The 23,510-nt window shown below is 58.9% G+C and carries 22 protein-coding genes; 12 read left to right on the top strand and 10 right to left on the bottom strand.

What is annotated here, in order from left to right; genetic code table 11:
• Positions 1-173: 173 nt before the first annotated feature.
• The 6 genes from BV106_RS01895 to BV106_RS01860 all read left to right on the top strand — a co-directional run bounded on the left by BV106_RS01895 (position 174) and on the right by BV106_RS01860 (position 5,520).
• Positions 174-1,244: a transposase gene (locus tag BV106_RS01895; protein WP_081891441.1), complete on the top strand. Its 1,071-nt coding sequence runs from the start codon at positions 174-176 to the stop codon at positions 1,242-1,244.
• 109 nt (positions 1,245-1,353) lie between these two features.
• Positions 1,354-1,665, top strand: coding sequence for a hypothetical protein (locus tag BV106_RS37975; protein ID WP_265595230.1), 312 nt, complete (start codon positions 1,354-1,356; stop codon positions 1,663-1,665).
• A gap of 211 nt (positions 1,666-1,876) precedes the next feature.
• Positions 1,877-2,380 carry a hypothetical protein gene (locus tag BV106_RS01885; RefSeq protein ID WP_038159644.1) on the top strand — a complete coding sequence of 168 codons (504 nt, stop codon included), beginning with the start codon at positions 1,877-1,879 and terminating at the stop codon, positions 2,378-2,380.
• Between the two features lie 5 nt (positions 2,381-2,385).
• Complete coding sequence (locus tag BV106_RS37970; RefSeq protein ID WP_265595229.1) at positions 2,386-2,541, top strand: hypothetical protein; 156 nt, start codon at positions 2,386-2,388, stop codon at positions 2,539-2,541.
• 1,538 nt (positions 2,542-4,079) lie between these two features.
• Positions 4,080-4,484 (top strand): hypothetical protein, encoded by a 405-nt coding sequence (locus BV106_RS01865; RefSeq protein ID WP_038159634.1) that lies wholly within the window; start codon positions 4,080-4,082, stop codon positions 4,482-4,484.
• Between the two features lie 295 nt (positions 4,485-4,779).
• Positions 4,780-5,520 (top strand): hypothetical protein, encoded by a 741-nt coding sequence (locus BV106_RS01860; protein ID WP_038159631.1) that lies wholly within the window; start codon positions 4,780-4,782, stop codon positions 5,518-5,520.
• A gap of 634 nt (positions 5,521-6,154) precedes the next feature.
• Here the strand turns inward: BV106_RS01860 and BV106_RS01855 are convergent.
• Both BV106_RS01855 and BV106_RS01850 read right to left on the bottom strand, forming a co-directional pair.
• Positions 6,155-6,682 carry a DUF1269 domain-containing protein gene (locus BV106_RS01855; protein WP_051944773.1) on the bottom strand — a complete coding sequence of 176 codons (528 nt, stop codon included), beginning with the start codon at positions 6,680-6,682 and terminating at the stop codon, positions 6,155-6,157.
• A 65-nt stretch (positions 6,683-6,747) separates the two neighbouring features.
• Positions 6,748-7,170 (bottom strand): hypothetical protein, encoded by a 423-nt coding sequence (locus BV106_RS01850; protein ID WP_265595228.1) that lies wholly within the window; start codon positions 7,168-7,170, stop codon positions 6,748-6,750.
• A 521-nt stretch (positions 7,171-7,691) separates the two neighbouring features.
• Here BV106_RS01850 and BV106_RS01840 point away from each other — a divergent pair.
• From BV106_RS01840 to BV106_RS01825, 3 genes are all read left to right on the top strand, one after another.
• Complete coding sequence (locus tag BV106_RS01840) at positions 7,692-7,991, top strand: hypothetical protein (protein WP_038159622.1); 300 nt, start codon at positions 7,692-7,694, stop codon at positions 7,989-7,991.
• A 558-nt stretch (positions 7,992-8,549) separates the two neighbouring features.
• Positions 8,550-8,873: a hypothetical protein gene (locus BV106_RS01830; protein ID WP_038159616.1), complete on the top strand. Its 324-nt coding sequence runs from the start codon at positions 8,550-8,552 to the stop codon at positions 8,871-8,873.
• A 189-nt stretch (positions 8,874-9,062) separates the two neighbouring features.
• On the top strand, positions 9,063-11,744 hold the full coding sequence (locus tag BV106_RS01825) for a DUF4838 domain-containing protein (protein ID WP_081891440.1): 2,682 nt from the start codon (positions 9,063-9,065) through the stop codon (positions 11,742-11,744).
• A gap of 237 nt (positions 11,745-11,981) precedes the next feature.
• Here BV106_RS01825 and BV106_RS01820 read toward each other — a convergent pair whose 3' ends face one another.
• The 8 genes from BV106_RS01820 to BV106_RS01785 form a co-directional block, all read right to left on the bottom strand.
• A complete protein-coding gene (locus BV106_RS01820) occupies positions 11,982-12,578 on the bottom strand; it encodes an O-methyltransferase (RefSeq protein ID WP_038159613.1) in 597 nt (198 codons plus the stop codon).
• A 105-nt stretch (positions 12,579-12,683) separates the two neighbouring features.
• On the bottom strand, positions 12,684-13,472 hold the full coding sequence (locus BV106_RS01815; protein WP_038159611.1) for an SDR family oxidoreductase: 789 nt from the start codon (positions 13,470-13,472) through the stop codon (positions 12,684-12,686).
• 53 nt (positions 13,473-13,525) lie between these two features.
• On the bottom strand, positions 13,526-14,545 hold the full coding sequence (locus BV106_RS01810) for a zinc-binding alcohol dehydrogenase family protein (protein ID WP_038159610.1): 1,020 nt from the start codon (positions 14,543-14,545) through the stop codon (positions 13,526-13,528).
• A gap of 117 nt (positions 14,546-14,662) precedes the next feature.
• Positions 14,663-15,577 (bottom strand): helix-turn-helix domain-containing protein, encoded by a 915-nt coding sequence (locus tag BV106_RS01805; protein WP_265595227.1) that lies wholly within the window; start codon positions 15,575-15,577, stop codon positions 14,663-14,665.
• A gap of 55 nt (positions 15,578-15,632) precedes the next feature.
• Entirely contained in the window at positions 15,633-16,568 is a 936-nt protein-coding gene (locus BV106_RS01800; protein WP_038159605.1) for a twin-arginine translocation signal domain-containing protein, read from the bottom strand.
• Positions 16,569-16,617: 49 nt separating this feature from the next.
• On the bottom strand, positions 16,618-18,150 hold the full coding sequence (locus BV106_RS01795) for a N,N-dimethylformamidase beta subunit family domain-containing protein (RefSeq protein WP_038159603.1): 1,533 nt from the start codon (positions 18,148-18,150) through the stop codon (positions 16,618-16,620).
• Between the two features lie 30 nt (positions 18,151-18,180).
• A complete protein-coding gene (locus BV106_RS01790) occupies positions 18,181-19,050 on the bottom strand; it encodes a DUF1080 domain-containing protein (protein ID WP_051944770.1) in 870 nt (289 codons plus the stop codon).
• An 84-nt stretch (positions 19,051-19,134) separates the two neighbouring features.
• Positions 19,135-20,004, bottom strand: coding sequence for an AraC family transcriptional regulator (locus tag BV106_RS01785; RefSeq protein ID WP_038159601.1), 870 nt, complete (start codon positions 20,002-20,004; stop codon positions 19,135-19,137).
• 161 nt (positions 20,005-20,165) lie between these two features.
• On the opposite strand from BV106_RS01785, the gene BV106_RS01780 reads away from it, so the two are divergent.
• From BV106_RS01780 to BV106_RS01770, 3 genes are all read left to right on the top strand, one after another.
• Complete coding sequence (locus BV106_RS01780) at positions 20,166-21,590, top strand: neutral/alkaline non-lysosomal ceramidase N-terminal domain-containing protein (RefSeq protein ID WP_265595226.1); 1,425 nt, start codon at positions 20,166-20,168, stop codon at positions 21,588-21,590.
• A gap of 85 nt (positions 21,591-21,675) precedes the next feature.
• Positions 21,676-22,632 carry an ABC transporter ATP-binding protein gene (locus BV106_RS01775; protein WP_051944765.1) on the top strand — a complete coding sequence of 319 codons (957 nt, stop codon included), beginning with the start codon at positions 21,676-21,678 and terminating at the stop codon, positions 22,630-22,632.
• The gene (locus tag BV106_RS01770; RefSeq protein WP_038159598.1) at positions 22,625-23,404 is read left to right on the top strand and encodes an ABC transporter permease; all 780 of its coding nucleotides are present in this window, start codon (positions 22,625-22,627) and stop codon (positions 23,402-23,404) included. Before BV106_RS01775 ends, BV106_RS01770 begins: the two co-directional genes overlap by 8 nt.
• Positions 23,405-23,510 lie beyond the last annotated feature (106 nt).

The raw sequence follows: 23,510 nt of genomic DNA, 5'->3' as shown, positions 1-23,510 counted from the left end.
TCTCAGCCAGTCCAAATCCAAGGTCGATGCTCTTTGTCTGCGCCAATTGGGCGTTCTCCTGGGTGACTGGCTCCCCAACTTGATCGCCTCTTTCAAGGTCGGAGCAATACAAATAGACAGGCTATTGGTGAGAAAGGTGGTTGACGAATCAAAATTGCACTGGACAGTCGGGCATGGCGTCTCCTCGATTTTTTGCCAATGAACTGGCTCCGGTTGCATATTACCACTGCATTTCCAGGGTGGTGGATCGGCGGTTTGCGTTCTTGGACGAGGAGCGGGAGCAGTTTGTGAGGCTCATGCGTGCCTACGAGTCCTTTTGCCAGGTGAGAATTCTCTCCTATTGTGTCATGTCCAACCACTTCCATATCATGGTGGAGGTTCAGAAGCGGCCGGAAGGCACGGCGTATTCGGATGAATGGGTGTTGAAGCAAGTGGCGTTCATCTATTCCAAGCCAGCGGTGAGGATGATCAAGGAGACACTGGAGACGTTCCGCACACAGGGGCACGATCAGGCGGCCGAGGAGTTTAAGGAGAAGTACTTGGCGCGCATGTGGGATGTGAGCCAGTTCATGAAGGAGCTGAAGCAGCGTTTCAGCCTCTGGTTCAACAAGCGGGAGAACCGCAAAGGCACTTTGTGGGAGCAGCGCTTCACCAGCGTTCTTCTGGAAGGGGAGCAAGCTGCGCTATCTGTGATGAGTGCCTACATAGATCTCAATCCCGTGCGTGCGGGGATGGTGAGCGATCCCAAAGACTACCGTTGGTGCAGCTATGCCGAGGCAGTGGCGGGCGGTCGCAAAGCCTTGTCTGCACTATTCGTCGTCACGCGGGATCAACGACAGCATGAGAAGAATCAGGTTGTCCAGCGAATGCCATCGCAAGCCAAGGTGCTAGCGGGCTATCGGGTCTGGCTCTTCGGCCAAGGAGAGGAGTCACGTAGCGGGGATGGCGCGAACAGCAAGGTGTTGCGCAAAGGGATGAAACGAGAGGCAGTCGAACAGGTGCGTAGGGGGCAAGGGGTGCTGACGCTGCAAGAGACACTGCGTTGTAAAGTGACTTACTTCACGCGTGGCGTCGCACTGGGAAGTCGTAGTTATTTGGAAGGATTGTTCGAGAGTCAGCGTCAGCATTTGGATGCGCGACGCAAGCGAGGGGCTCGACCGATGCGGGGTGGGAGTTTTGCAGGCCTGTTCACATTTAGAGCGCCCCGGCAGGGGCTTGTACCCTCCGCTGGCAGGGTTGTGTGAAGTGGTAAGCCTAAAGCCGTCAGAACGGCAGCGGCCTGGAACCGGATTGAAGTTGACGTCGGCATCGAGGCTCGGATGTTCGAGTCCAGGCTAGGCTTCGTGATGATCCATGCCTGATGGCTCTATGAGCGCGGGTGTTTGTGATCGAGCCTGGCGTTCTCTTGTCGCGATGAAACTCGATAGGAAGCAGGAGGGGCGGGCAAAAGCCGGTTCATTTCTCCACTCGGATGCAGCGGCCGAAGATGCCGTTCATGCTTATCCAACCATTGATGCGGCCACGGTTGTTTCCAATCTGAAAACGACCCGCTTGCCTCGCTTTGATCAAGTGCAAGTATTGGGTGCCTCCCACCTTGCAGAGCACAATATCCCCGACTTCCAGCTCGTCCTCAGTGACTGGTGTGACGGTGCAAAGATCTCCTGAATCGATTTTTCCCACCATGGAATTGCCCCGAGGACGAAACTGAACGGTCTCACCTTTCTGGAGCTTTGCGATATGGGGTGTTGCCCAGCCCATGCTTTTTCAGTTCGGATTCTTATTCACACAGAGGAATTTGTGAATCTCGTGAGAGCAGTTATGCTCCGCTCGTGTTTCGATTCAACCACCAACTTGGAGGGCTCCTGGCAGAGGTTGTATGAACGCTTTGGGCAAGTTCGCCCTCATGATCCTCTTGTCGCCCGGGCTTTCTTGTTCCCTGCGCGATCCAGGTCCCGGCATGGCTTTCCGGGTAGAGTCAATTTATAGGACGGAAGTTCCCAAGATGGAATTGCTGGAAGCAGACTTGCTGCTTGCTGAAAAGCGGGCCGTCGTGGCTCAGTGGAGGGATGGGCAGCATTGCCGTACCTGGCGTACCTACAGCGCCTTGACCAACCCGCGTCGCATCCTGGTGACGCCTGGGGGTGCTGGCAAAGAGCACCGGGCTGAGTTGAACCTGTCTAGGGAGCAGGGCCTTAAACTTGAGGAGCGCCTTTCCGAAGAGCTTGCAAGGTTGTCTGCGGCGGTGTCGAAAGGGAAAGGGTATCGAAGTGATTTCAGTGAGGAGGAGAGGAGAGCGTCTTGGACTCGACTTGCTGTTGAAAAGTGGCTGAACGCCCTCAGGCGCGAATCCACGCATGGACGCAAGCCTGCATCGCAGTGACGTCCATGATGGCCCTCATCCCCCTCGGCGACATTCGCCTAGTGAAAGACAAACTCATGACAGAGCATGCGAATTCTGTAGCAGGACTGAGTTGGCGTGAATCTGATCAGTTGATTTATGCCGGACGCAGGATCTATGGAGCGAAGATCACGGGCATTTGATTTTTTGTGGTGGCGTTTACGCCATGTGAGCACTCGATTTAATAAGGTATACGGGCACTTTTGAACCTGTTGACAGGTCCCCAATTTCTGGTTCATGGGGTGTGGGTGATTTCATTCAATAGCGCATCTTGTGAAACTACGTGCAACTATCACTCCGAAGAGTAAGTTCATCCATTTTGAGGAGATTGTCAGTACGGTCGTACACAATAGTCACGTCTGGGGGGAGGTGCCTTTAAAGATGGTAATTGGGGCGAGGGAGTTTCAGATGTTCCAAGGGGAGAAGGATAATTGTGTTGCGAGGATGGTTCAGTCCAAGGTGCGGAGGCCGTGGTACATTCGTCTCTTTGGAACCACCGAATGGTCGATTGAGTGTGGCGGTCGAATCTTGGCGAAGGCCATTTTGCCACTGGACGGTTTCGTCGTGGTCAAGTACGGAGACCGGGAGTTCAAAGTGCCTATCGGATGCGACTATTTTGCAAATGAAGATCTAAGTTGGCAGGTGTTCTTCTATCCTGTGATGCACGTGTACGTGGCGGCAGATGACGACTCGAGTCTCATTATCGCAATGTTCTTGGGATTGTATTCGGCGAAATATAGCTGGTATAGTGCATAGTCTGATTGCTCGAACCATGAATAGTGCGAATAGGCAGGCTGGAATGGCGGCGCTTTGATTTTTGGTGGTGGCGTTTACGCCATGTGAGCACTTGATTTAATAAGGTATACGGGCACTTTTGAACCTGTTGACAGGCACCAACTTTCTGGCTCATGGGGCGTGGGTGATTTCATTCAATAGCTTAACTTATGAAACTACGTGCAACTATCACGCCGGAGCGCAAGTTCATCCATTTTAAGGAGATTGTCAGTACGGTCGTGCACAATAGTCACGTCTGGGGGGAGGTGCCTTTAAAGATGGAAATTGGGGCAAGGGAGTTTCATATGTTCCAAGGGGATAAGGAGAATTGTGTTGCGAGGATGGTTCCGTCAAAAGTGCGGAGGCCGTGATACATTCGCCTCTTTGGAACCCCCGATTGGTCGATTGAGTATGGCGATCGAATCTTGGCGAAAGTCAATTTGCCACTGGATGGATGCATCTCGGTCCAGTACGGAGATCGCGAGTTCAAGGCGCCTATTGGATGCCGCTACTTTGCAAATGAAGATATGAGTTGGCAGGTGTTCTTCTATCCTGTGAAGCACGTGTACGTGGCAGCAGATGACGATTCAAACCTCCTGATCGCAATGTTCTTGGGATTGTATTCGGCGGATGATTGCTGGTTCAACACTTAGTCTGATTGTTTGAATGACGAGTAGTGCCGATGGGCAGGCTAGAATGGCGTCACTTTTATTTTGGTTGTGGTGTCCACGCAGGGGCGGTACTTGATCTGATAAACTATAAGAGTACAATTGAACACGTTGACCCGCATCAATATTCACGCTCATGTGGGGCAAGTGAATCCATCCAGTAATGATGAGCTATGAGATTGCAGGCTACAATCACGCCCCTGGTACGTTGCATCAATCCCGCAGATTCTGACTGCGTCGTGGCACATAACCTGCAGCTTTTGGATTCATCGTTGAAGACTAAGATTAAGAATGGAGAGCTTTTCCTCTTCACTGATGACTCCGTTTGCCTCGCAAAGATGGTGCATAGGAAGCGGCAGGGGACATTTTGGGAATCTCTCTTTTGGGCTGACGCTTACGATATCCTCCTCGATGGTCGTATCGTGGGGGGGGTTGATTTTACATGGAAGGGGACGTTGGAGATGCAGTATCTTGAGGAGAGGTTTACCTTGCCCCACGGAGCGTACAATTTCTCCAATCGTGATTTAGAATGGAAAATTTACATTGTGCCCAAGCGGCATGTGGTGGTCTCGGCCGAATCTGAAACAGTATTGATAGCCGCAATTTTTATGGGTCTGCTCTCAGGGCGTCACTATTGGTATTGACGCCGTTAATCGGGTGCCTCGCCTCCCAGTAGATGACTTTGAACTGGTGCAGTGCAGATAGGCGCGATCAGTTTGACTCTGACGAAAGCGTGGAGCACGCCCGATGCGGGCGGGCGCTATGGTGCAAACCGTCAGAGTTAAATGGTGTTGACCCAAGCCCCTTCTCTGTTCGAATCTGTGGTGGGGATCACATCTTGGGGTTCTTACGGCGTTTCGCTCGTCTAGAAGTTGAAAGGGAGAGGGATCATGGAAAACTCTTGCGCTGGAATACTCATTCAATAAGCAGGATGCTGACATGGAATCAGTTGCGAAATTAATCGCCCGATCGGGAGGCAAGGTGGCTGGAGAAAGCGCAGTGTCTTCCGAAGTGGAGCGTTTGCTGGATGAAGTGGGAGAGTTGGGCCGGGCGGCAAACAATCCGGATTTCCAGCGGAGAATCATCAGGGCACAGTTCCGACGTGCCAGTACGGTGCCCCGCATGAGCGATGTCCTTTTCTGGAGCGACATTCCAGTGGGAGTGGTGGTCGGGGACGGGGTCAGACGCTCCCAATCGTTAGTCATGGTTTGTCCATTTGACGCGGTTGTCGCCACCTCAGAGGTTGGAGAGGGCTCTTCGGTGCGATGGGGCCCTTCGGTGGTGCGCATATACCGTGAGGGCACAAATGTCCTGACCGTGCGACGCCATTCAACCGCGCGTTCAAAATGGGAGATCTGGCGGGTTTCGAGTCAGCACTGGTCAATCACTGATGCTCACGGGAACGAGATCTGGAGGGTAACATCAGTAGACCGTTGGCTGCTTGGTGCGAATTCTCTGCGTGCAAAGCATTCGGAGACTGCCATGGAGTTTGTCTTCAGGCTTTCTTCGAATCACTACGAAATGTCAAAGCTCGATCAATCCTACGGCAACCACAAAAACGTTCTGTCGGCCGAAGCGTTAACATCGGGATTGCCAGAAGATGACCTTGACGCATTGTTCCTGGCAAACATCGTGTTTCGGTTCATGATTTTCAACTTTGACTACGACAGCGGATCCTGAAGGCGATGATTGATCTCTAGGATCGAAATCGATAAGGCTGCTCGGGGGCCAACGTTACATTGCCGATTCATTGCCTGCGGTTGACAATTTGGAGGCGGGCGGAATGTCTTCGTGGTGGGCGTTCCAGCGGGCTACGTTGGGTATGGGCGTTGGAGAATTCTACTTGCGGCTCGTTCGGACTGTGTCGGAGCGGCAGAAGGCATAACGTAGGGAGGTTGAGGATTTTTGCCATCAGCATGAGTGGTTAGAATGTGGAGTAAGAGCGCGACGCCAGTCCCCAATTCTTGCGAGCTCCAGTACGGAAGTCCCAGAATTGGCAGCTCTGAAAAGTCGATCTCGTAGTGGCGCATGCACGTCAGTTTGTGCACCTGAGGTTGTCCAAGTTGCCCTTTGGACCAGCTATCCAAGGAGCGGCGGTTTGTGCTTGCACAACCGCCGGAGGTGGCCGGAGCAAGGTAGTCCCCGAGCCTGCAAGCAGCGGTGGAGCCGCACCAGGCGATGGGCAGGTGGCTGCCAACCACTCCGCTTCCCCTCGGCGGTTGTGCAAGCACAAACCGCCGCTCCTTGACATGCATTGGCCTTTATAAATACGGGAACGTGGACTGATCGAACCCTTAGGCGCTTCCAAGGCCCCCTATCGTTCCTCGGTGCCGGCAGAAGAAGCCGGCTCTTGCTTCCCCTCGATGAAGGCTCGCAGTTCCTCCTCCTTGTCGGTTGTCAGTGAGGTCTGAAGGATGGTGCCTTTGCCGGCGAAGGGCTTGAGAGCTTCGAGTATTTTGTCTGGCGTCGCCTTGCGCACCAGCAGGAAGAGCGCGGAGGTCCCGGCGGTCAACGTTGCGCCTAGGTGCTTCATGAACAGATCGTTGATGCCGATGTCCGAAAGTTTGCCAGAAAGCGCACCGGAACCGGCGCCGATCGCTGCACCTAGCAGGGGATTCAGAAAGAGCATGCCCAGCAGGGTCCCCCAGAACATGCCCCCAACGGCCCCGCTGGCGGTGAGATTCACGGCCTGATGCAGCTGTGGCCTACCTCCCGCATCGCGCGTCACCACGACCGCGTCTTCCATTTCGATCAGGTACTGGGTTTGCAATTTCGCAAGTTCCGCACGCATGGCAAAGGCGTCGGCTTCGTTGTTGAACCCAATGACAATGAGACTGCTCATGGAGAGACGCTACTCATGCGGTGCGAGCGATGCTATCGGACTTTGGCCCTATGCCGTGCCGAAGCCTACCGGTAGTGAATGACCCGTCCGTAGCCCATCGGCCAGCCACCCCAGGCACCCCAGTTCATCTGATGAAACGCCGCCGCCTGGTCCATCTGTTCTGCCGCCCGTTCCTCCTCGCGCAGCTTCTTCATGCAGAGGTGTTGATACGTCGTGAACTCCATCTTGCCCCCTACGAAGGCCTGGTTGTTCTCGGCGTCAGGCAGGATGTAGTACGTCTTGCCCTGGTAGTTGATGGGGGTGACTTTGTCTTTGGGCAGTGACGAAAGGATGGCCACCTGGTCCGGCTTCACTGGATGGATGACCTTGAATCCAGCGGAGTAGGCGATGGTCTTGTGTTCCTCGAGCCGGCTGCTGGTGGCGCAGCTTACGAGCAGCATGGCGAGAGCTGCCGAGGCGATGAATCTCACCGAGGGCGTTAACCTCATCAAGGTGAGTGATGGGATGGGGGGTGACACAGGCTTCATGCAGTTTGGTATTTACACAGAGTAACAACATTGCCTGCGCACTCGAGTAGGACCTAGGTCTGATGGATGCGCCGGATAAGTGTGCCATGCGGCAGGTTGTTGCGAGAAGCCTCATCTGAGCCCAGTAATGGCAACCGCCTCCTTTGCAGCCAGATGTCACGCTGTCCCTCGGAGGTGTGGAATCGGGGGTGGATGAAGAGTTGATACATGGCAAGCGCAGGGGCGTAATTGAAGGTGCTCGGCTGGAGAAATGTGTCCGGTGAGCGTGCGTCGGCAGCTTCCCCAGTACAGAGCGCGGAGAGCAACTCAGAATCCTCGCGGCGATACATAAAAATCGATGGCCGGCGTTGCCCGAAGGCTTGTCTTCGCCGAACAGTGCCAGACGGGAGGGTGTTTCGATGGGCGGAACCGCACGATGGCAAACGCCATCACATCTCCAGTCTCAGCTGGTGATCCCAATCGGAAATGAAAATAATCGGGTAATGAAGAACTCAGTCGTCACTTTTTTCACTATTCTGCAGTTAAGCGGACTTCTCGTCAGTGGATACTACCTTATTGTCGCAGGGAGTTTGCAGAACGCAGGCGACTGGGTGAGAATCAATGCCGAAGCGGAAGCCTATTGGCCCATGTTGATAAATACGATGTTGTGCATATTTGGCTGCGGTTTTCTTTTCGGGCGCTTGATTGAAGGTGGAAGAGCGTTGGCATTTCAGGCCGTATCTCAGGTCGCATGGGTTAGCCTGACTTTCTTCTCAATGTATGGTGTGTTTTATTCTGAATAGATGAATTGCGATTAGGCAGTGCGAGAAGACCTCCATTCCGAGGGGGAATCACAGAAACCTCGCGACCTTCTAGAAACGACGAACATGAGCATTGGGGAAGGGCCAGTTTGCGGATTGTTGAGCTATATCTTTCGGGCGTTGAGCGATGGGCCGCCGCAATTTCACGTTCGCGTGTGCGATCTCTACGAAAACGTATATGGAGGGCGTGGGGCTCAGCGAACGGGGGAGGATGTTGATGCCATCTTGAAGGCAGTGGAACGATTGAACCAGCGATGGCCGGGAATGTTCGTGCCGATCTGGCCTCCCGTGCCTCGGCCCGATGACAGGCTGCAAACGATCTGGATTTTCGATTCATTTGCTTTTTGGGATGTGTTGCAGTCTCCTGGTGCATTCCGAACTTTGCTCAATGTCGCTCAGGACGGAGAAGCGTAGTGCATGCAGACATCGGTCAGAGCTTGCGGCGTCGAATTGGGAAGAGGGGTGATTGCCGAGCAAATCTGGTTCCCGGGTCAATTCAACTCTGTACCTTTGGAACAAATCTGTTAGTCAAGTATTTGAATGGCACTCCCCTTCGCGGTTCTGGCAGCTTTATTCGTCAATACTTGTGCGACGATTTTCATGCACAAGCTGGCCTGGGCGTGGCGGATGTTGACCCACCTGGCAGTTTGGAGTGCTTTTGGGTTTATTGCATATACTGTCGATTGCACGCATAGCGCAGGCAATGATGTTCGCCTTGCCCTCGTCTATCAAAATTTTACCTCCGCCTTGGCCGCAGGGGGATTCCTCTTTGTGTGGATGCATGATGGGATGGTTTCTCTGGTGGTATCTTTTCTTCGTTGGTCGTTTCTGAAAATGCGGCGAATGCTGCGGCATGACGCTTGAAAATATCAACCGTTGCGTTCCGACTTCAGAGTTCCGGCAGGAACTGACTTTCGGATCTCTTGAGTGCAGTCATCAGGGCATTGGAAAGATACCTTGATCCCACACAATCGCTTCTGGGACAGTTTCGACTCTTCATCGTGACAAAAAAGCCGGGCTGCCCGCGTAGTCTGTGCGTTCGCCTTCCTTTCCATGAACCTTCGTTTCTCCCCGCCGGTCGATGTCCGTTGCCTCCTTACGTGGGCCGCGGCCTGTTTGATCCCCGCGTCTTTGCACTCGCAGTCTGCCAATGGAGATCTTTCTCTGTGGAGCGCTGGCAAGACGGACTATCAGATTGTGCTGCCGGATTCCGGTGCACTGCCGGCCACGACCCTCACGGGTTCTTTGCAGCAGACGGCGCGGATGTTGCAGACGGCGTTTGAGGCCAATGGCGTAAAGGTGTCGGTAGTGCAGGAGTCGCAACGCGAGCCGTCCAAGCCGGGAATCTACCTTGGACAGACGAAGTATGCCGCCCAGCAGGTGCCTGACGCCCTTCGACTGGAAGGCTGGGGCTATGTGCAGCAAGTCGTCGGGGAGAATGTTATCATTACCGGGCATGACGCACCTTCTCGACTGCCCGCCGGGACCAAGGACCGCCGGCAGCCTGGGTGGGACTTTGTCGGGACGGCCAAGGGTGCGGCGGACTTTGCGCGGGAGCATCTGGGGGTGCGTTTCCTGTATCCCGACCTGCCCTCCTACAGTCAGGTGGCGGATGCTGCCAAGGTGGACCTGATGAACTCGCCGGGGATTGAGTTTCTCAAGAAACCGGCGGCCATCGTGCCGCGGAATCTCAAGGTGAACCACGCCCCGTTGTTGAAGGTCAACACCTCCCATCCGGCGAATGCGGGCTTCTATGATCTTTCCTTGAACCGGTTTCCCCGGGTGGATTCTCTCTTTGGTGGGCACACCTGGGCACGGGCCATCCCGCCGGAGCAATACGCCAAGAGTCACCCTGAGTACTTTGCCCTGATCAATGGCGAACGTCAGGCCGCAGCATCGGGCAATGCCCAGTACTGCCTTTCCAATCCTCAGGTGCAGGAGTTGATCTACCAGGATCTGGTGCGGCAGTTGGAGAACGGATACACCTCGGTGGATCTGGGTCAGCCGGATGGGTATCAGGAATGCCAGTGCAGGGAGTGCGGGGCGCTCTATGGCACGGGGGACGACTGGGGTGAGAAGATCTGGACCTTTAACCGGCAGGTGGCGGAAAGGCTTCTGAAATCGCATCCGCAGGGGCGGATCACCATGATGTCGTACATCCTCACGGCACGTCCCCCCAAGACCTTCAAGGCGTTTCCGGCGAACGTGAACATCATGCTCACCGGCACGAATGAAACCGACATCGCTCCCTGGCGGGACTATGAGGTGCCGGGTGGATTCAGCGGATACGTTTACAACTGGTGCCCGAATCTGGTGACCCGCTACACTCCCATGCGCACTCCGGGCTTTGTGGAGACCCAGGTGAAGAGACTGGCGGAGAACAAAACACAATCTCTGCTGCGCGACGGGCCGGGCCAGCTCTTCGGGCTGGAAGGGCCGGTGTACTACACCATGGGCCGAATGTTTGACAATCCCACAGGCAACTCCGCGGCCAAGCTGGTGCCAGAGTTTTGCGAGGCGGCCTTCGGGAGCTCGGCTCCAGCCATGCTTTCATTCTATGACCGGCTCTACCACGCCATCAATCTCTACTCAGATCACATCGGCACCCGGGGCGATGCGTGGAGCTACCAAACCTATGACGGGCGGCGGCGCAAGACGGTGACGGATCCCTTCCCGCTGATTGCTTTCCTCTATCCTCCCCAAGTCCTCGCTGCGTTGGAGAACGATCTCGCACTGGCGGAGTCGCTGGCTGCGACACCCAAGGTGAAGACGCGTCTGGCACTGGTACGGACCGAGTTCGACTACCTCCGTCACCTCGCCAAGGTGGTGCATCTCTACCAAGCCTTCGTCCTGCTGGCGGATGCTCCCTCCCGCGACCAGTTGCTGAACGCGATCGATGCCCGCAATGAGGCGATTGAAGCGCTTTACAAGAAGGGGCCGCGCACCAAGACGGCAGGAGACTGGGCTCAGGTCTTCTTTCCCTTCTCCGGTCATTCGGCCGAGCACTTGAGGCTCGCTCACGATGGATACCAAGAGCCCTTCGCGAACACGTGCTTCAACTGGGACACCAAGAGCATGCGCAATGCGCCGCTGCCGGGCAAGAAACGGCTGCCCGTGGCCGCAGCCTCTTCGGCCGTGAGCCTGGAGCCCAGTGTCTGGGCGAAGGCCGAGGAAGCGGACTTCACGCGTGTTCCTCCCTTCCACAAGCTTCCTCGCAAGTCGTCCGTGCGGGCGCTGTATGACAAGACGAACTTGTACTTGTTGCTGACCAGCGAACTGGAGCCTGATGCGAAGCCGCCCTTGCCCGGCACACGGCGGGAGCAGCCTCTGGGGGACAAAGAATCCGTGGACATCTACCTGGCCCCTCAAGCAGGCCAGGAGCTGGCCTATCGCTTCATGACGGGCATTCATCCCACGGCCCGTTACGACGCGCTGAATGGAGCGGTGACAGACGTCATGGATCCGCGCCATGGCAAGGATGATCCCGTCTTCAAAGGAGAGTGGGAGGTGCAGTCCCGCACCGACGTGGCAACTCGAACCTGGCAGGCACTCGTCACCATTCCTTTCAAAACGTTGGGAACCACTGCCCCCACGGCTGGCACCATCTGGAGGGCGAACTTTGCCCGCAACCATCCCCTCATCCGCGATCAGATCGATCGCTACATCTGGTCTTCAGCCATTGGGAATGGCAACATGAATGACCGGAACCTATTCGGGGATCTGGAGTTTAGGTAATCGGAGCCCTCCAATCGGTCAAGTACAGCCTCCCTCCTGTCGGCGGGGCTGTCCATTGCGAGCTTCGTTCGATCTTGTACGATGCCTGTCAGTTGGCATTTCCTTCTGCTGGATCGCGCGAACGGGTCCGGGACTGGAAAGTCCCTGCCTCCTTTTACTGAGTGCGTTATAGAGGGCGTTGTCAGCAGAAGGAGCGAGGGACATTCCTGTCCCGGTTTGAGCCAAGTGTCTTTCCTCTTACAGAGCCTTCACCGCCACGAACTCCCCTTTGCCCACTGGCACCAGCGCGGTGGTGAACGCTTCATCGGCATTCACCACTGCCACGAAACCCGCGACTTCCTCGGGGTGGGAGGTGGCGTTGTCCACTACCACGGTGCCGCCGGGGCGGAGGATTCGTTTCAGGTGGGGCCACCAAGCCAGGTAGTCGGCCCGGTTGGAGTCGAGGAAAATCAGGTCGGCGCTGCCACTGTCGGCGTTGCTCAGGAACTCGCCGGCATCTCCTTCCATCAGGGTGATCAGTCCCTGCAACCCGGCCCGCTCATAGTTCTGCCGCGCCATGGCCACCTTGGCGGCGGAGCGCTCCAGCGTGGTGATGTGCCCGCCCAGCGGCTGGGTGGCGAAGGCCAGCCAGAGGGTGGAGTAGCCGTTGGAGGCGCCCACCTCAAGGATGCTGCGGGTCCCGGTTGCGCGGATAAGCGCTGCGAGAAACTCCCCGGTGTCGCGGGTGATGTTGAGCATCTTCGATCCCCGCGGCGTATCGCCGTGGTCGTTCTCTTCCCCGAAGCGTTCCAGCTCAGAGAGCAGACTGTTGAGGGAGTCGGGGAGCTTTGACATTGGGAGCAGGCAGACGGGGTGAAGAAGAGCCAAAAGAAAAACGCACCTCAACGGCGGTTGAGATGCGTCGAGTTGTTCGGGCCAGGGGCTCATCGCCCAACTCCCTTACGCGATCGCTTTCACGAGACCGCCTTCCACCCGGACGGAGGAGCCGTTGATGCCGGAGGCGAGGGGGCTGCAGACGAAGGCCACAACATTCGCAATCTCATCCACGGTCTCGAACCGCTTGAGCAGGGAGGTGGGGCGCACTTTCTCAAAGAACTCCTGCTCAAAAGCCTCGAAAGGCTGCCCGCCGCTGAGTTTGTCCACGAACTCTTCCACGCCTTCGGACCGCGTGGGGCCGGGTAGGACGCTGTTCACGGTCACCGCCGTCCCGGCGCTCAGTTCTGCCAGGCCGCGGGCCACGGCGAGCTGGGCGGTCTTGGTCATGCCGTAGTGGATCATCTCAGACGGGATGTGCAGTGCACTCTCGCTGGAGATGAAGATGATTCGACCGCGATTGCGCTTGATCATGCCGTCGAAGTAGAGGCGGCTGAGGCGCACACCGCTGAGCACATTCACATCAAAGAACCGCTGCCACTCCGCATCAGGGATCTCGGAGAAAGGCTTGGGATCAAAGATCCCCAGATTGTTCACGAGGATGTCCACTTCAGGGTAGGCTGCCGCGAGCTTCTCCGCCGTGGCGGCGTCAGAGAGATCCCCGGGGAACTTCTCAAGCTGGGCGTTCGGCACCGCCTCAAGGATCCGGGTCACGGCTTCATCCACGGAGGCAGCGCTGCGACCGTTGATGATGACGCGGGCACCCTCACGGGCGAGTGCTCTGGCAATGGCCAGACCGATGCCCTTGGTGGAGGCGGAGACGAGGGCGAGTTGATTTTCGATTTGCAGGTTCATGGTGATAACTAGGGTGAGATGTTAGGGATTGGGTGTTAAGAGTTGAGAAGAGTTCAGCTCCAGCCTGTCAGCACGGTTTTACCGATGCTGCGCTTGCTCTCCAGCAGGGCATGGGCCTGTTGCAGATTCGTGGCGTTGATCGGTGTCAGGATGTCGCGATGGATGGGTTTGATTTCGCCCGCATCGATCAGGCGCGCCACTTCGGTAAGGATGCGGCCTTGCTCGGTCATATCGGGCGTCTGGAACTTCGAGCGGGTGAACATGAACTCCCACACGAACGTGGCGCTCTTCGCCTTCAGTTCATCGATGTCCACCGGCTGGTCATTCTCCACGATGCCCACGATCTTGCCCTGGGGTCGGATGAGCTCTGCCATGGCCGACCAGTAGATGTCGGTGTTGAAAAAGTTGGCGATGTAGTCCACCTCGGCGAATCCCAGGTCCTTGAGCTGCGGGCCCAGGGGTTCGCGATGGTCCACGATGTGATCCGCACCCAGGGCCTGCACCCATACCGTCGTTTCCGGACGGGAAGCCGTCACGATCACCACCAGACCGGCACGCTTGGCCAGCTGGATGGCGATGGAGCCCACTCCGCCTGCGCCGCCGATGATGAGCAGCGTTTTTCCTGTATCCTTCTTCCCTTTTGGATCGATGCCGAGACGGTCAAACAGGGCCTCCCAGGCGGTCAGGGTCACCAGCGGGAAGGCGGAAGCGCCGGCGTCGTCCAGGGAAGCGGGCTTGTGGCCCACGATCCGTTCGTCCACCAGTTGATACTCCGCATTCGAGCCGGGGCGGGTGATGTCGCCAGCGTAGTACACCGCATCACCGGGTTGGAATCCGATCACTTCCGGGCCCACGGCTTCCACAATCCCGGCTGCATCCCACCCGAGCACCTTGGGCGTGGTTTCCACCGCGGGTTTCGGGGAGCGCACCTTGGTGTCCACCGGGTTCACGGAGACAGCCTGCACCTTCACCAGCAGGTCGCGGCCGCTCGGGATGGGCTTGGGCAGCTCGGTGTCGAACAGGGAATTCTCGTCGGCAATGGGCAGATAGTGAGTGAGGGCAATCGCTTTCATGGCTGGTGGGAGCATCTCTCACTACGCCCATCCGCACAATTCTGGATCCCAGCACTATCCGCGGACCGACCAGTACTTTTCGAGGATGACGTTCCGATCCGGGGTGGGGCGACCCCTTCAGGCACCTGCTCCAGCCCGGCAGGTCTCACGGATGGCGGTACGGAAATCCGCCGGGGCCTGGCCGGTGCTCTTGCGGAACACCCGGGCAAAGTAGGAGGGGTCCTTGTACCCCAGTTGATAGGCAATCTCCGAGACACTGAGCTCCGTGTGCATGAGCAACCGTCGGGCCTCCAGGAGCTCCCGGGCGTGGATCAGCTCCCCCGCCGTGCCAGCGGTGAACTGCCTCACCACATCGTTCAAATGCCCCGCTGTCACGCCCAGCCGCCTGGCGTAGGAGGCCACGGACATTGGCTGGCGGAAGCTGTTCTCCACCTCCGCCTGGAAACGCTGGAGTAGCTCCCGTGAGCGCCCCGTCTCCCTGGGCTCCGGTTGGTGTCGCAACCAGGCGCGACTGGCGAGCAGCAGGATGAGCCGGATGCTGTGCCGGCAGACTTCCATCCATCCCTCCCCGCGGCTGGCATACTCCTGCTCGCACCGGGCTATGAGCGGGGTGACATCCTCCTCAAGGTCGGCGTCCGCCGTGAGGACCGGTGGGTAGCACATGCGATTCACGAAACCCAGTTGCATGAGGCGGCTGGGCGGAGGCTCTCTGCCATCGAAGAACGCCGTGGTGAAGGAGATCAGCGTGCCGCGAATGTCATCGGCTCCCTCCCACCGGTGCAACTGGCCTGGGCTCACCAGAATGAAGGAGGGGCGCTCTGCCGGGAGCTTGAAGTGCTCAAAGTCATTGAAGTGCTCCGCAGGACCATGCAGCCAGAAGAGCTCGAAGTGCCCGTGGCGATGCATGCCGGGCGGGCGGTCCATCTGGGTGTTGAGCACCTCGAAACGTCCCACGTACAGGCCCAGCTCGGCGATCTCCGGCTGCACGTAGTCAGTGAGCGGATAGTCAGGGATGTCGCGCGTCTCGGCCATGATGCACTGGGAATGCATACATCAGCCTGGAGGACGATTCACGCATTTTAGACGCTCATGGCCGCACCACGTCGTTCGCGTGACGGGCGATCCAGTCCTTGGACCATTCCACGGCCTCCAGCTTCATGCCGCAGAGAGGCGTGCAGTGGAAGATGAGCCCCTCGATCTGGCCCTGCTTCAGCCAGTCCAGCCCGAGACGGCACTGGTGCTCCATCAGGGAGACGGGGATCGTCTTCTTCTCGCCAAAGTCCCACATGTAGATGCCCAGTAACGTGGGCTTGGTGGGGGCAATCTTGCGATACGCGGCAAAGTTTGCCTCCAGGTTCGCCAGCTCCCGGGCCTTCCAGGTCCAGAGGTACACCTGATCCACCACATCCACGTGGGGCTGGATCACCGGATGAAGCTGGTTCGTGTAAATCACCATGGAGAGATCCAGCGGCCGGCTCAGGGCCTTCAGGTCCTTCCTGATCTGGGCGACTTGCGCCACGGTCAGGTGCGCGGCAGCATCCGTTCCGCCGTTCTTGGGCAGGGCATCTCCCAGGAAGAAATCATCCATGTCCAGCCCGGTCAGGTGCGGGTTCTGCTTTGCGAGGTCCAGCGCCTGCTCAAGCTTCTGCGCGGTGGTGAAGTTCTTTCCTCCATCCACGAAGCTCCAGGTGAGGCGGCGGGTCTTGGCGAACTGCTTGACGTAGTCGTCGAAAGGGGGAAGTGGCGTGCCCGTGAAGCGCACCATACAGCAGTTCGGGATGCCCAGGTACTCCAGCGCGGCCGCGGGCTCGATGTCGCTGCCCTTGCTGCCAATGCCATAGCCCTGTACGAGCGAGCCGGAGTCATGCCCCCACATCCAGAGGCGGTCCCTCAGGGTGCGCTCATATGGCGGCTGGGCGGCCGTGGCCTGGTGGGCGGCTGGCAGCAGGCAGGCGCCGGCGGTGAGTGCCGCGTGGGTGAGGAACTGTCGGCGGCTCGGGGCAGGGGAGAGTGGGGGAGTCATGAGAACGGGTCGGAGCTGGGTGAGTCGATGAAATTACAAGCTGAGGGGATCAGCGGGATGCCAGGGCGCGGGTCAGCAGATTGCGCGTCATCCGCTGCACGCGCTCATCCGGGCCGTGGGGGCGGCTCCAGTGGGACCACGGCAGCACATGGCCGGGCGGTGTGGAGAGACCCTGGGCCCAGAAGATGGTGGAGGCGTTGAAAACAAAGTTGCCGCGGGGACCGGGATAGATCGTCGCCGTCCATTGCTGGGCAGTCGTGCCGCTCACCCAGGCCGTGCCACCACCCACCACTTCCAGGCCGGGAATCTCAGTGGCAGGCTGTCCATGGTACTCCCAGCCGATGAGACCAGGGATGGCCTCCCCCTTCTTCATCCCGGTGCCTTCGAAGATCCAGTGGTCCGGTTTCTCACAGATCCAGTCTCCGCCGCCATTCACTGGGCGGACATTGCGCGCGCCCATGAGGAGCCCTTCGTCCGGTCCCCGCTCGGGGAAAGGTCCGTGGTTGGCCTCCCGGTTCCTGGCGTACTCCTGCTCGGCCCCATAGGGACCGTCGCGTGAAATGATGCGATGTGGCACGCCGTCACTGCTGGGGCGCATGGGCGTGACCCAGCACACCGAGTTGCCAGAGAGAAAGAGCAGGTTGACTCCTGCATCCCTCATGGCCTCCACACTGCGGAACTGGCGGATGTCCCAGTACTCGTCATGCCCCACGCTCAGGAAGGCCTTGCAGCGCAAACCGCGGTCTGGGGTGACCATATCGCTGTTGGAGCAGTAGGTGACATCGTAGCCGTGTTGCTCCAGCCAGTAGGCGAGGGGAAACTCAAAGGGCAGAAACTCCCCGGAGCCGACCGTGAGAGGATCGTTGACCACCCCGTTGTACTGCGCCTCGCGGCCATAGGGCCGGTCAAAGCTGACATCCGCCCAAGGGCCCTGGCCGCCCTGCGGATGGGTGTAGAGGGAGAAGTCACTGGGCCAGCGGTTGTAGGCCTGCCAGGTGTTGTCACTGCACTGGAAGAGGATGTCTGCCGGGCGTTCATCCCTCACGATGAAGGTCACATAACTCTGCCAGTACGCCTCGTCTGCCGCGTCCGGGAGGGTCGTCATGCGACCGATGTAAACACCGCTGCGCCAGTCGGGTGGAATGGTCAGGGTGACGGTGGGCTGCCAGCGGCATTCGTGCAGGTTTTTTGCCCCGGGCTGCGGCGTGGGCTGGGTGGTGGCCTGCAGGGGACCCAGCTCATGCACTTTCCTCGCACCCCGTCCGCCGTAGTAGCCGAGCCGGAAGATTTCCAGGTGGAACTTCCGCGCCGGCTTGGCGGAGACCATGATGTCCAGCGTCTGGCCGGCCAGCACGCTCTGCCGGGAGCAGTAGCCTTCGATCCAGGGGGAGCGGAAGTTTTTGCCATCCACCCGGACGCGAGTGAGCTGCCAGTTCAGGGAACCCGGCAGGGCGTTCTCCTGCGGGATCGCCCCCGGGCTGGGAACGGCTTGAACCGACGTTGACCCAAGCGGCCCCGCCATGACGGCAGCACCGGTGGCAGTGAGAAAGTGACGTCGGTTCAGCGGAGGCGGCGTGCTCATGGTGAGGTGCGAGGAAACTGAGAATGGGCTCTACTTGGCGTCGGCCACCGTGGCGGGCTTGGACACCTTGAGGGCCCCCAGGGGATGCAACTCAAATTGGCGCACGATCATTTCTGCCCCTTCCGTCTGGAGGAGGATCTTACCCTGGCTGGGCTTGCACTCGAACGCCTCGTTCACCTTCGCGCCATTGACGAAGTATTGCAGCGTGTCGCCCTTGGCGATGACCTCCAGGCGTGTCCATTCACCGAAGGGCGACTCCACGTCTTCCTTGCCACGGAAGTTCACCACGTCCGCCCAGTCCACATCGCGTTTCTCCCAGTTGATGCGGCCCGCTGTCACCGTTTGGCGGGGAGCGCCGGGTTTCCAGATCTTCTCCTTGTCCCGGTCCAGTGCGAACTCTGCGCTCAGGGAGGTCGTCAGCGTCGTGCCGTCGGGCATTTTGGGAGAGAGGACCAGAATGTCACCCACTCCGCCTTCAATGATCTGCGCCTCGATGCTGGCCATCCAAGTGTCGCTGTACGCACCGTGAGGTCCGTGGGAGTGCAGGAGCAAGCCGTTGTCACGTGCCTTGGTCTCGCGTTTGCCCCAGGTCTTCGCACCCCACTTGAACTCCAGCACCAGGTGGTAGTCACGGTAGTCCTGCTTCGTGGCCACATAGCCGTAGCCGCGCCCGCTCACGTGGAGGTTCTTGTCCGGCTGGATGGTCCAGATGTCCTTTGGAGCATCGTGGAAGTCCGCCTTGGGGTTCACGTGGTAGTCCACATCACCGGTCTTGATGCTCTCCAGCAGGTCGATCTTGGTTTTGACCGGTTCTGCGGCGCTGACAGGCAGCAAGGAGGCCATGGGGAGCAGCAGGACACTGAGGGCCGTGGCTGCGGATTTTTTGGAGGGGATAATCATGGCCGATACTTACGCAAGGCCACGGCCGACGCTGTGTCGTCATTTCCGGCGAAGAAATCTCCTTTTCCGGCGTGGATGCATTTGTCATCCGCGGGCTCTTACCGCAGCGCGGTAGGCGAGCGGGGAGCGCTGTTGATGCCGATGAAACTGCCGCTGAAAGTTTGCCGGGGAGGGGTAGCCGCAAGTGGTGGCGATGCGGGCCACGGTGTCGTCCGTCTCAGCGAGCAGCCGACAGGCCCGGCCAATGCGCAGTTCATTGAGGTACTGCGGCACGGAGCGGCCGGTGCATTTCTTGAACAGACGACTGAAGGCGCTCTCACTCAGCCCCGCCATGAGGGCCAGATCGTGCACGTGGATGGTCGCGGCCAGGTGGGACTCAATGTGCGTGATGATGGGCGCGATGCGGTCTGTCGAGCCATGGCGGGCCGGTGCGTGGAAGCCCGGTGAGGCGATCTCCACCAGATCCTTGGATTTCGCCAGGTCTTCCAGGATCTCCAGCAGCAGCACCACGCGTCGCAGCCCGGCCGCCCGGGACAGTTGTTTCAATCTCAAGGCAGTCCGCCTCCGGGTGGCACCACGGACCTCCAGACCAAGTTGAGAACGATGAAACAACTGATGAACCCGTTGCATGGAAGCATGCTGCAGCCAGCCCTCCCCCAACAGATCCGGCATGAACTGCACCACGATCGCTTCCACCCGTGACCGGCGACCCGTGGCGGGGTGATCGTTGCGATAGTCATGCGGCAGATCTGACCCGAGCAGCGTGAGATCCCCCGGGCGCAGGTGGGTCAGCTTGTCCCCCACCATACGTTCGGTCCCGCCGCGCAGCACGAGGGTGATCTCGCATTCGGGGTGGTGGTGCCAGACGCAGCCGAAGTCGTCCCCCCGCACGACCTCACACGCCACCAGTTCCGTGGCGGCCAGGGGCGAGGGCTTTTCAACGACGAGATGCACGGTAGGAAATGTCCGCCTGGATCAGACTGTGACAAGTATTTGCGCCGAAGGAAATGCGAGTCATCTGCCTGATACTTATGTGCCCATGACTGGTCATCCCGGCACGGGCATGGCAAGCTTGGCCAAAACGGTCCGTAGGCAGGATACCTATGAGATCATGGATGCCTGTTTTCCTCGTGATGTGCCTCTCCGCAGGCCTGGTGGCTGCGGCGGCACCTTCGTCAGCCCCACTGCGTGCTGGGGCGGCCACGAGCAACATCACTCCAGAACTGGGGGCGAAGATCATCGGTGGCTTTGTGCCATTCCCGGCCACCGGCGTGCATGATGAATTGCACGCCCGCTGTCTGGTGTTGGATGACGGAAAGACCAAGCTGGCGCTGGTGGTGTGCGACCTCCTCGGCCTGCACCGCAGCGTGAGCATCGAGGCGCGACGCTTGATCGAGGAGTCAACCGGCATCCCGCCTGCGCAGGTGATGATCTCCGGCACTCACACCCACTCGGCAGCCAGTGCCCTGGGGGACAGCCGCTATGTCTCGGAACAGCCTCTCGATGCCTATCAGCAGTTCGTGGCCCGTCGCATCGCCGACGGCGTGCGTCGTGCGGTAAACACGCTGCGGCCAGCGCAGATCGGCTTTGTCACCGCGGAAGCGCCTGAGCATGTTTTCAACCGGCGCTGGGTGATGAAGGACGGGACCGCTCCCGTGAACCCGTTTGGCAAGGTGGACAAAGTGAAGATGAACCCACCGGGAGGCAGCCCTAACTTGGTGGAGCCAGCTGGTCCCACCGATCCCACGGTGACCATCCTCGCCCTGCGGGAGCCGCAAGGGCGGTTGATTTCCGTCTTTGCCGCGTATTCGCTGCACTATGTGGGTGGCGTGGGCAATGGGGAGATCTCTGCAGACTACTACGGCATGTTTTGCTCGGCGCTGGCGCGGCTCAATGGGGCAAAGGACGATGAATTTCCGCCGTTTGTGCCCATCCTGGCCAACGGCACCAGCGGGGACATCAACAACGTCAACTTCCGCAACCCACGCCCCTCGTCACCGCCCTATGCCCAGATGAGAAAGGTGGCGGAGGATGTGGCGGCCAAGGTGCAGGCCGCGCTGGCGGGTGTGGAGTGGAAGGATCAGGCGGCCCTGCAGGCGCGTTTCCGCGAACTCGAACTTTCCTGGCGCGTCCTGAGCCCGGAGACGCTGGCTTGGGCGAAAGAAAAGCTGCCCAATGCCGACGTGCCCTCTGTAAAGGCCGATCTGCCTGCCATCTATGCACGGCGGGTGCAGCAGCTCAGCGAGGGGAAGAGCCCCGCGCTCATTCCGTTGCAGGCGTTTCGGATTGGTGACATCTGCATCGGAACCTTTCCCTGTGAGACCTTTGCGGAAACAGGTCTGGAGTTCAAAAAGCGCAGCCCGCTCAAGCACTCGTTCATGGTGGAGCTGAACCACGGTTACTTTGGGTACCTGCCCACCCCGCGTCACTTTGAACTCGGCGGGTATGAGACCTGGCCGGGCACGAACTCATTGGAACCTCAGGCGGCGGTGAAGATGCTGGACGCCCTGCTGGAGATGACGGGAGAGATGTCGCGGTAGGCGGGCAGCCCGTATGGTCGGACGGTGTGCTGCGGAGGCACCCGTTGTGCTTGCACTTTGCCTCAGCGTCCCTACCATCGGGCGCGTGAGCATTGCCCCTGACACTCCGGCCGCTGCGGTCTCTGATGCTGAACCTGTCATCGTGGCCCGGGCTGTGGCCAAAAAGTTTGGCGACTTCGCCGCATTGCAGGGGCTGGATCTGGAGGTGAAAAGAGGGGAATGTGTCGGCCTGTTGGGGCCCAACGGCGCTGGCAAGTCCACCTTCATCGGCTGCTTGTACGGAGCGGTGCTGCGTACCGGCGGTGACCTCAGGGTCTTCGGCTACGATCCTGCGGAGAACCCGCGCAAGATCAAGGAAAGGCTCGGCGTGGTGCCTCAGGAGAATGCTCTGGATGAAGGGCTCACCGTCATGGAGAACATGCGGCTCTACGCGCGTTTTGAGGGGGTGGACAAGAAAGCTGCCCTGCCCCGCATTCAGGATCTGCTGGCCCACATGTCTCTGGATCACAAGAAGGAGGCCCCCATCAAGACACTCTCCGGGGGCATGAAACGCCGTCTCGCATTTGTGCGGGCGCTTCTCTCGGATCCTGAGGTCCTCATTCTGGATGAGCCCACCACCGGGCTGGACCCCGCCGTGCGTCACTTGCTGTGGGAAAAGGTGATTTCCTATCGCCAGGCGGGCAAGACCGTCATGGTCACCACCCACTACATGCATGAGGCGGAGATCCTCTGTGACCGCATCATCATTCTGAACCGCGGCATCGTGGTGGGAGCGGGGGCTCCACGTGCGCTCATTGATCAGGAGACGCCCGGGTTTGTGGCCACTTTCGGCCATGACCTGGAAGAGCAGATCAAAGCGGAGCTTCAGACAGGCTGGGAGTTGTTCCATCAAGGGCGACAGTGCTGTGTGCGTGCTCCGCGGATCGATGATCTGCTAGCCCTGCAGCAGACGCTGGGTGCCACCGCCCTGCAATTGCGCCCTTCCAATCTCGAAGACGTTTACCTGAAACTCACCGGCCGCGAGCTCGACGACAATGACTGACGAATTCCGCACCTCCTTTCAGCTCGCCTGGCATGTGGTCGTCCGCAACTGGGTGGTGTATCGCAAGGATTTCCTGGCGAACATCTCCCCCACGCTGGCAGATCCTGCGCTCATGCTCACCGCTCTGGGCATGGGCCTCTCTCCGTTCATTGGCGAGATCGGTGGCCTGTCTTATGCCCAGTATCTGGCCCCTGGCATGGTCGCCACGACTGCGCTCTTCACGGCCTTTTTTGAAAGCAGCTATGGGTTCTATGTGAAGATGACCTTCGAATCCGTCTTCAAGGCCATGCTCACCACCCCCATCGGGGTGAAGGAGGTGGTGATCGGGGAGTTTCTCTGGGGTTACATCCGCGCGGCGATGATGGGCGGCACGGTCGGGATCTTCCTCCTGTTTATGGGGCTGCTGAGCAATCCGTGGGCAGTCTTTGCCTTCCCGGTGATTTCTGGACTGCTTGCCGTGCCCTGTGGAGCCATCGGTCTGCTGGCCTCCGCCATGGTGCGGAACATCAACCAGTTCCAGACGGTTTATTCCTTCCTCATTGCACCCATCTTCTATCTGTCGGGCGTGTTCTTCCCGTTGGGAGACCGGCCAGTGCTGAGCGTGATTGTGCAGTTCTCCCCCTTCTACCACGGGGTGCGACTGCTCCAGCTCAGTGCCTGGGGGCAATGGCATCCCGGAGAGATCGCCTGGCATCTAGGGCTCTTGCTCGCCTTCACCGCCGGCCTGGGATATTGGGCTTACCGGAAAGTGCAGAAGATTCTGACGACGTAGGGGGCAAGGAAGCGCTGGGGCGCAAGGGAATGTAGAAGAGCCGTCCCGGCTCTTGGGGGGGCTGGGTGATTCGGGAGCAAGAACCGAGACGGTTCTTCTACAATGG

This window comes from Verrucomicrobium sp. BvORR106 (assembly GCF_000739655.1).
Taxonomy (GTDB): Bacteria; Verrucomicrobiota; Verrucomicrobiia; order Verrucomicrobiales; family Verrucomicrobiaceae; genus Verrucomicrobium.
This window is presented reverse-complemented; position numbering and strand designations above follow the sequence as displayed.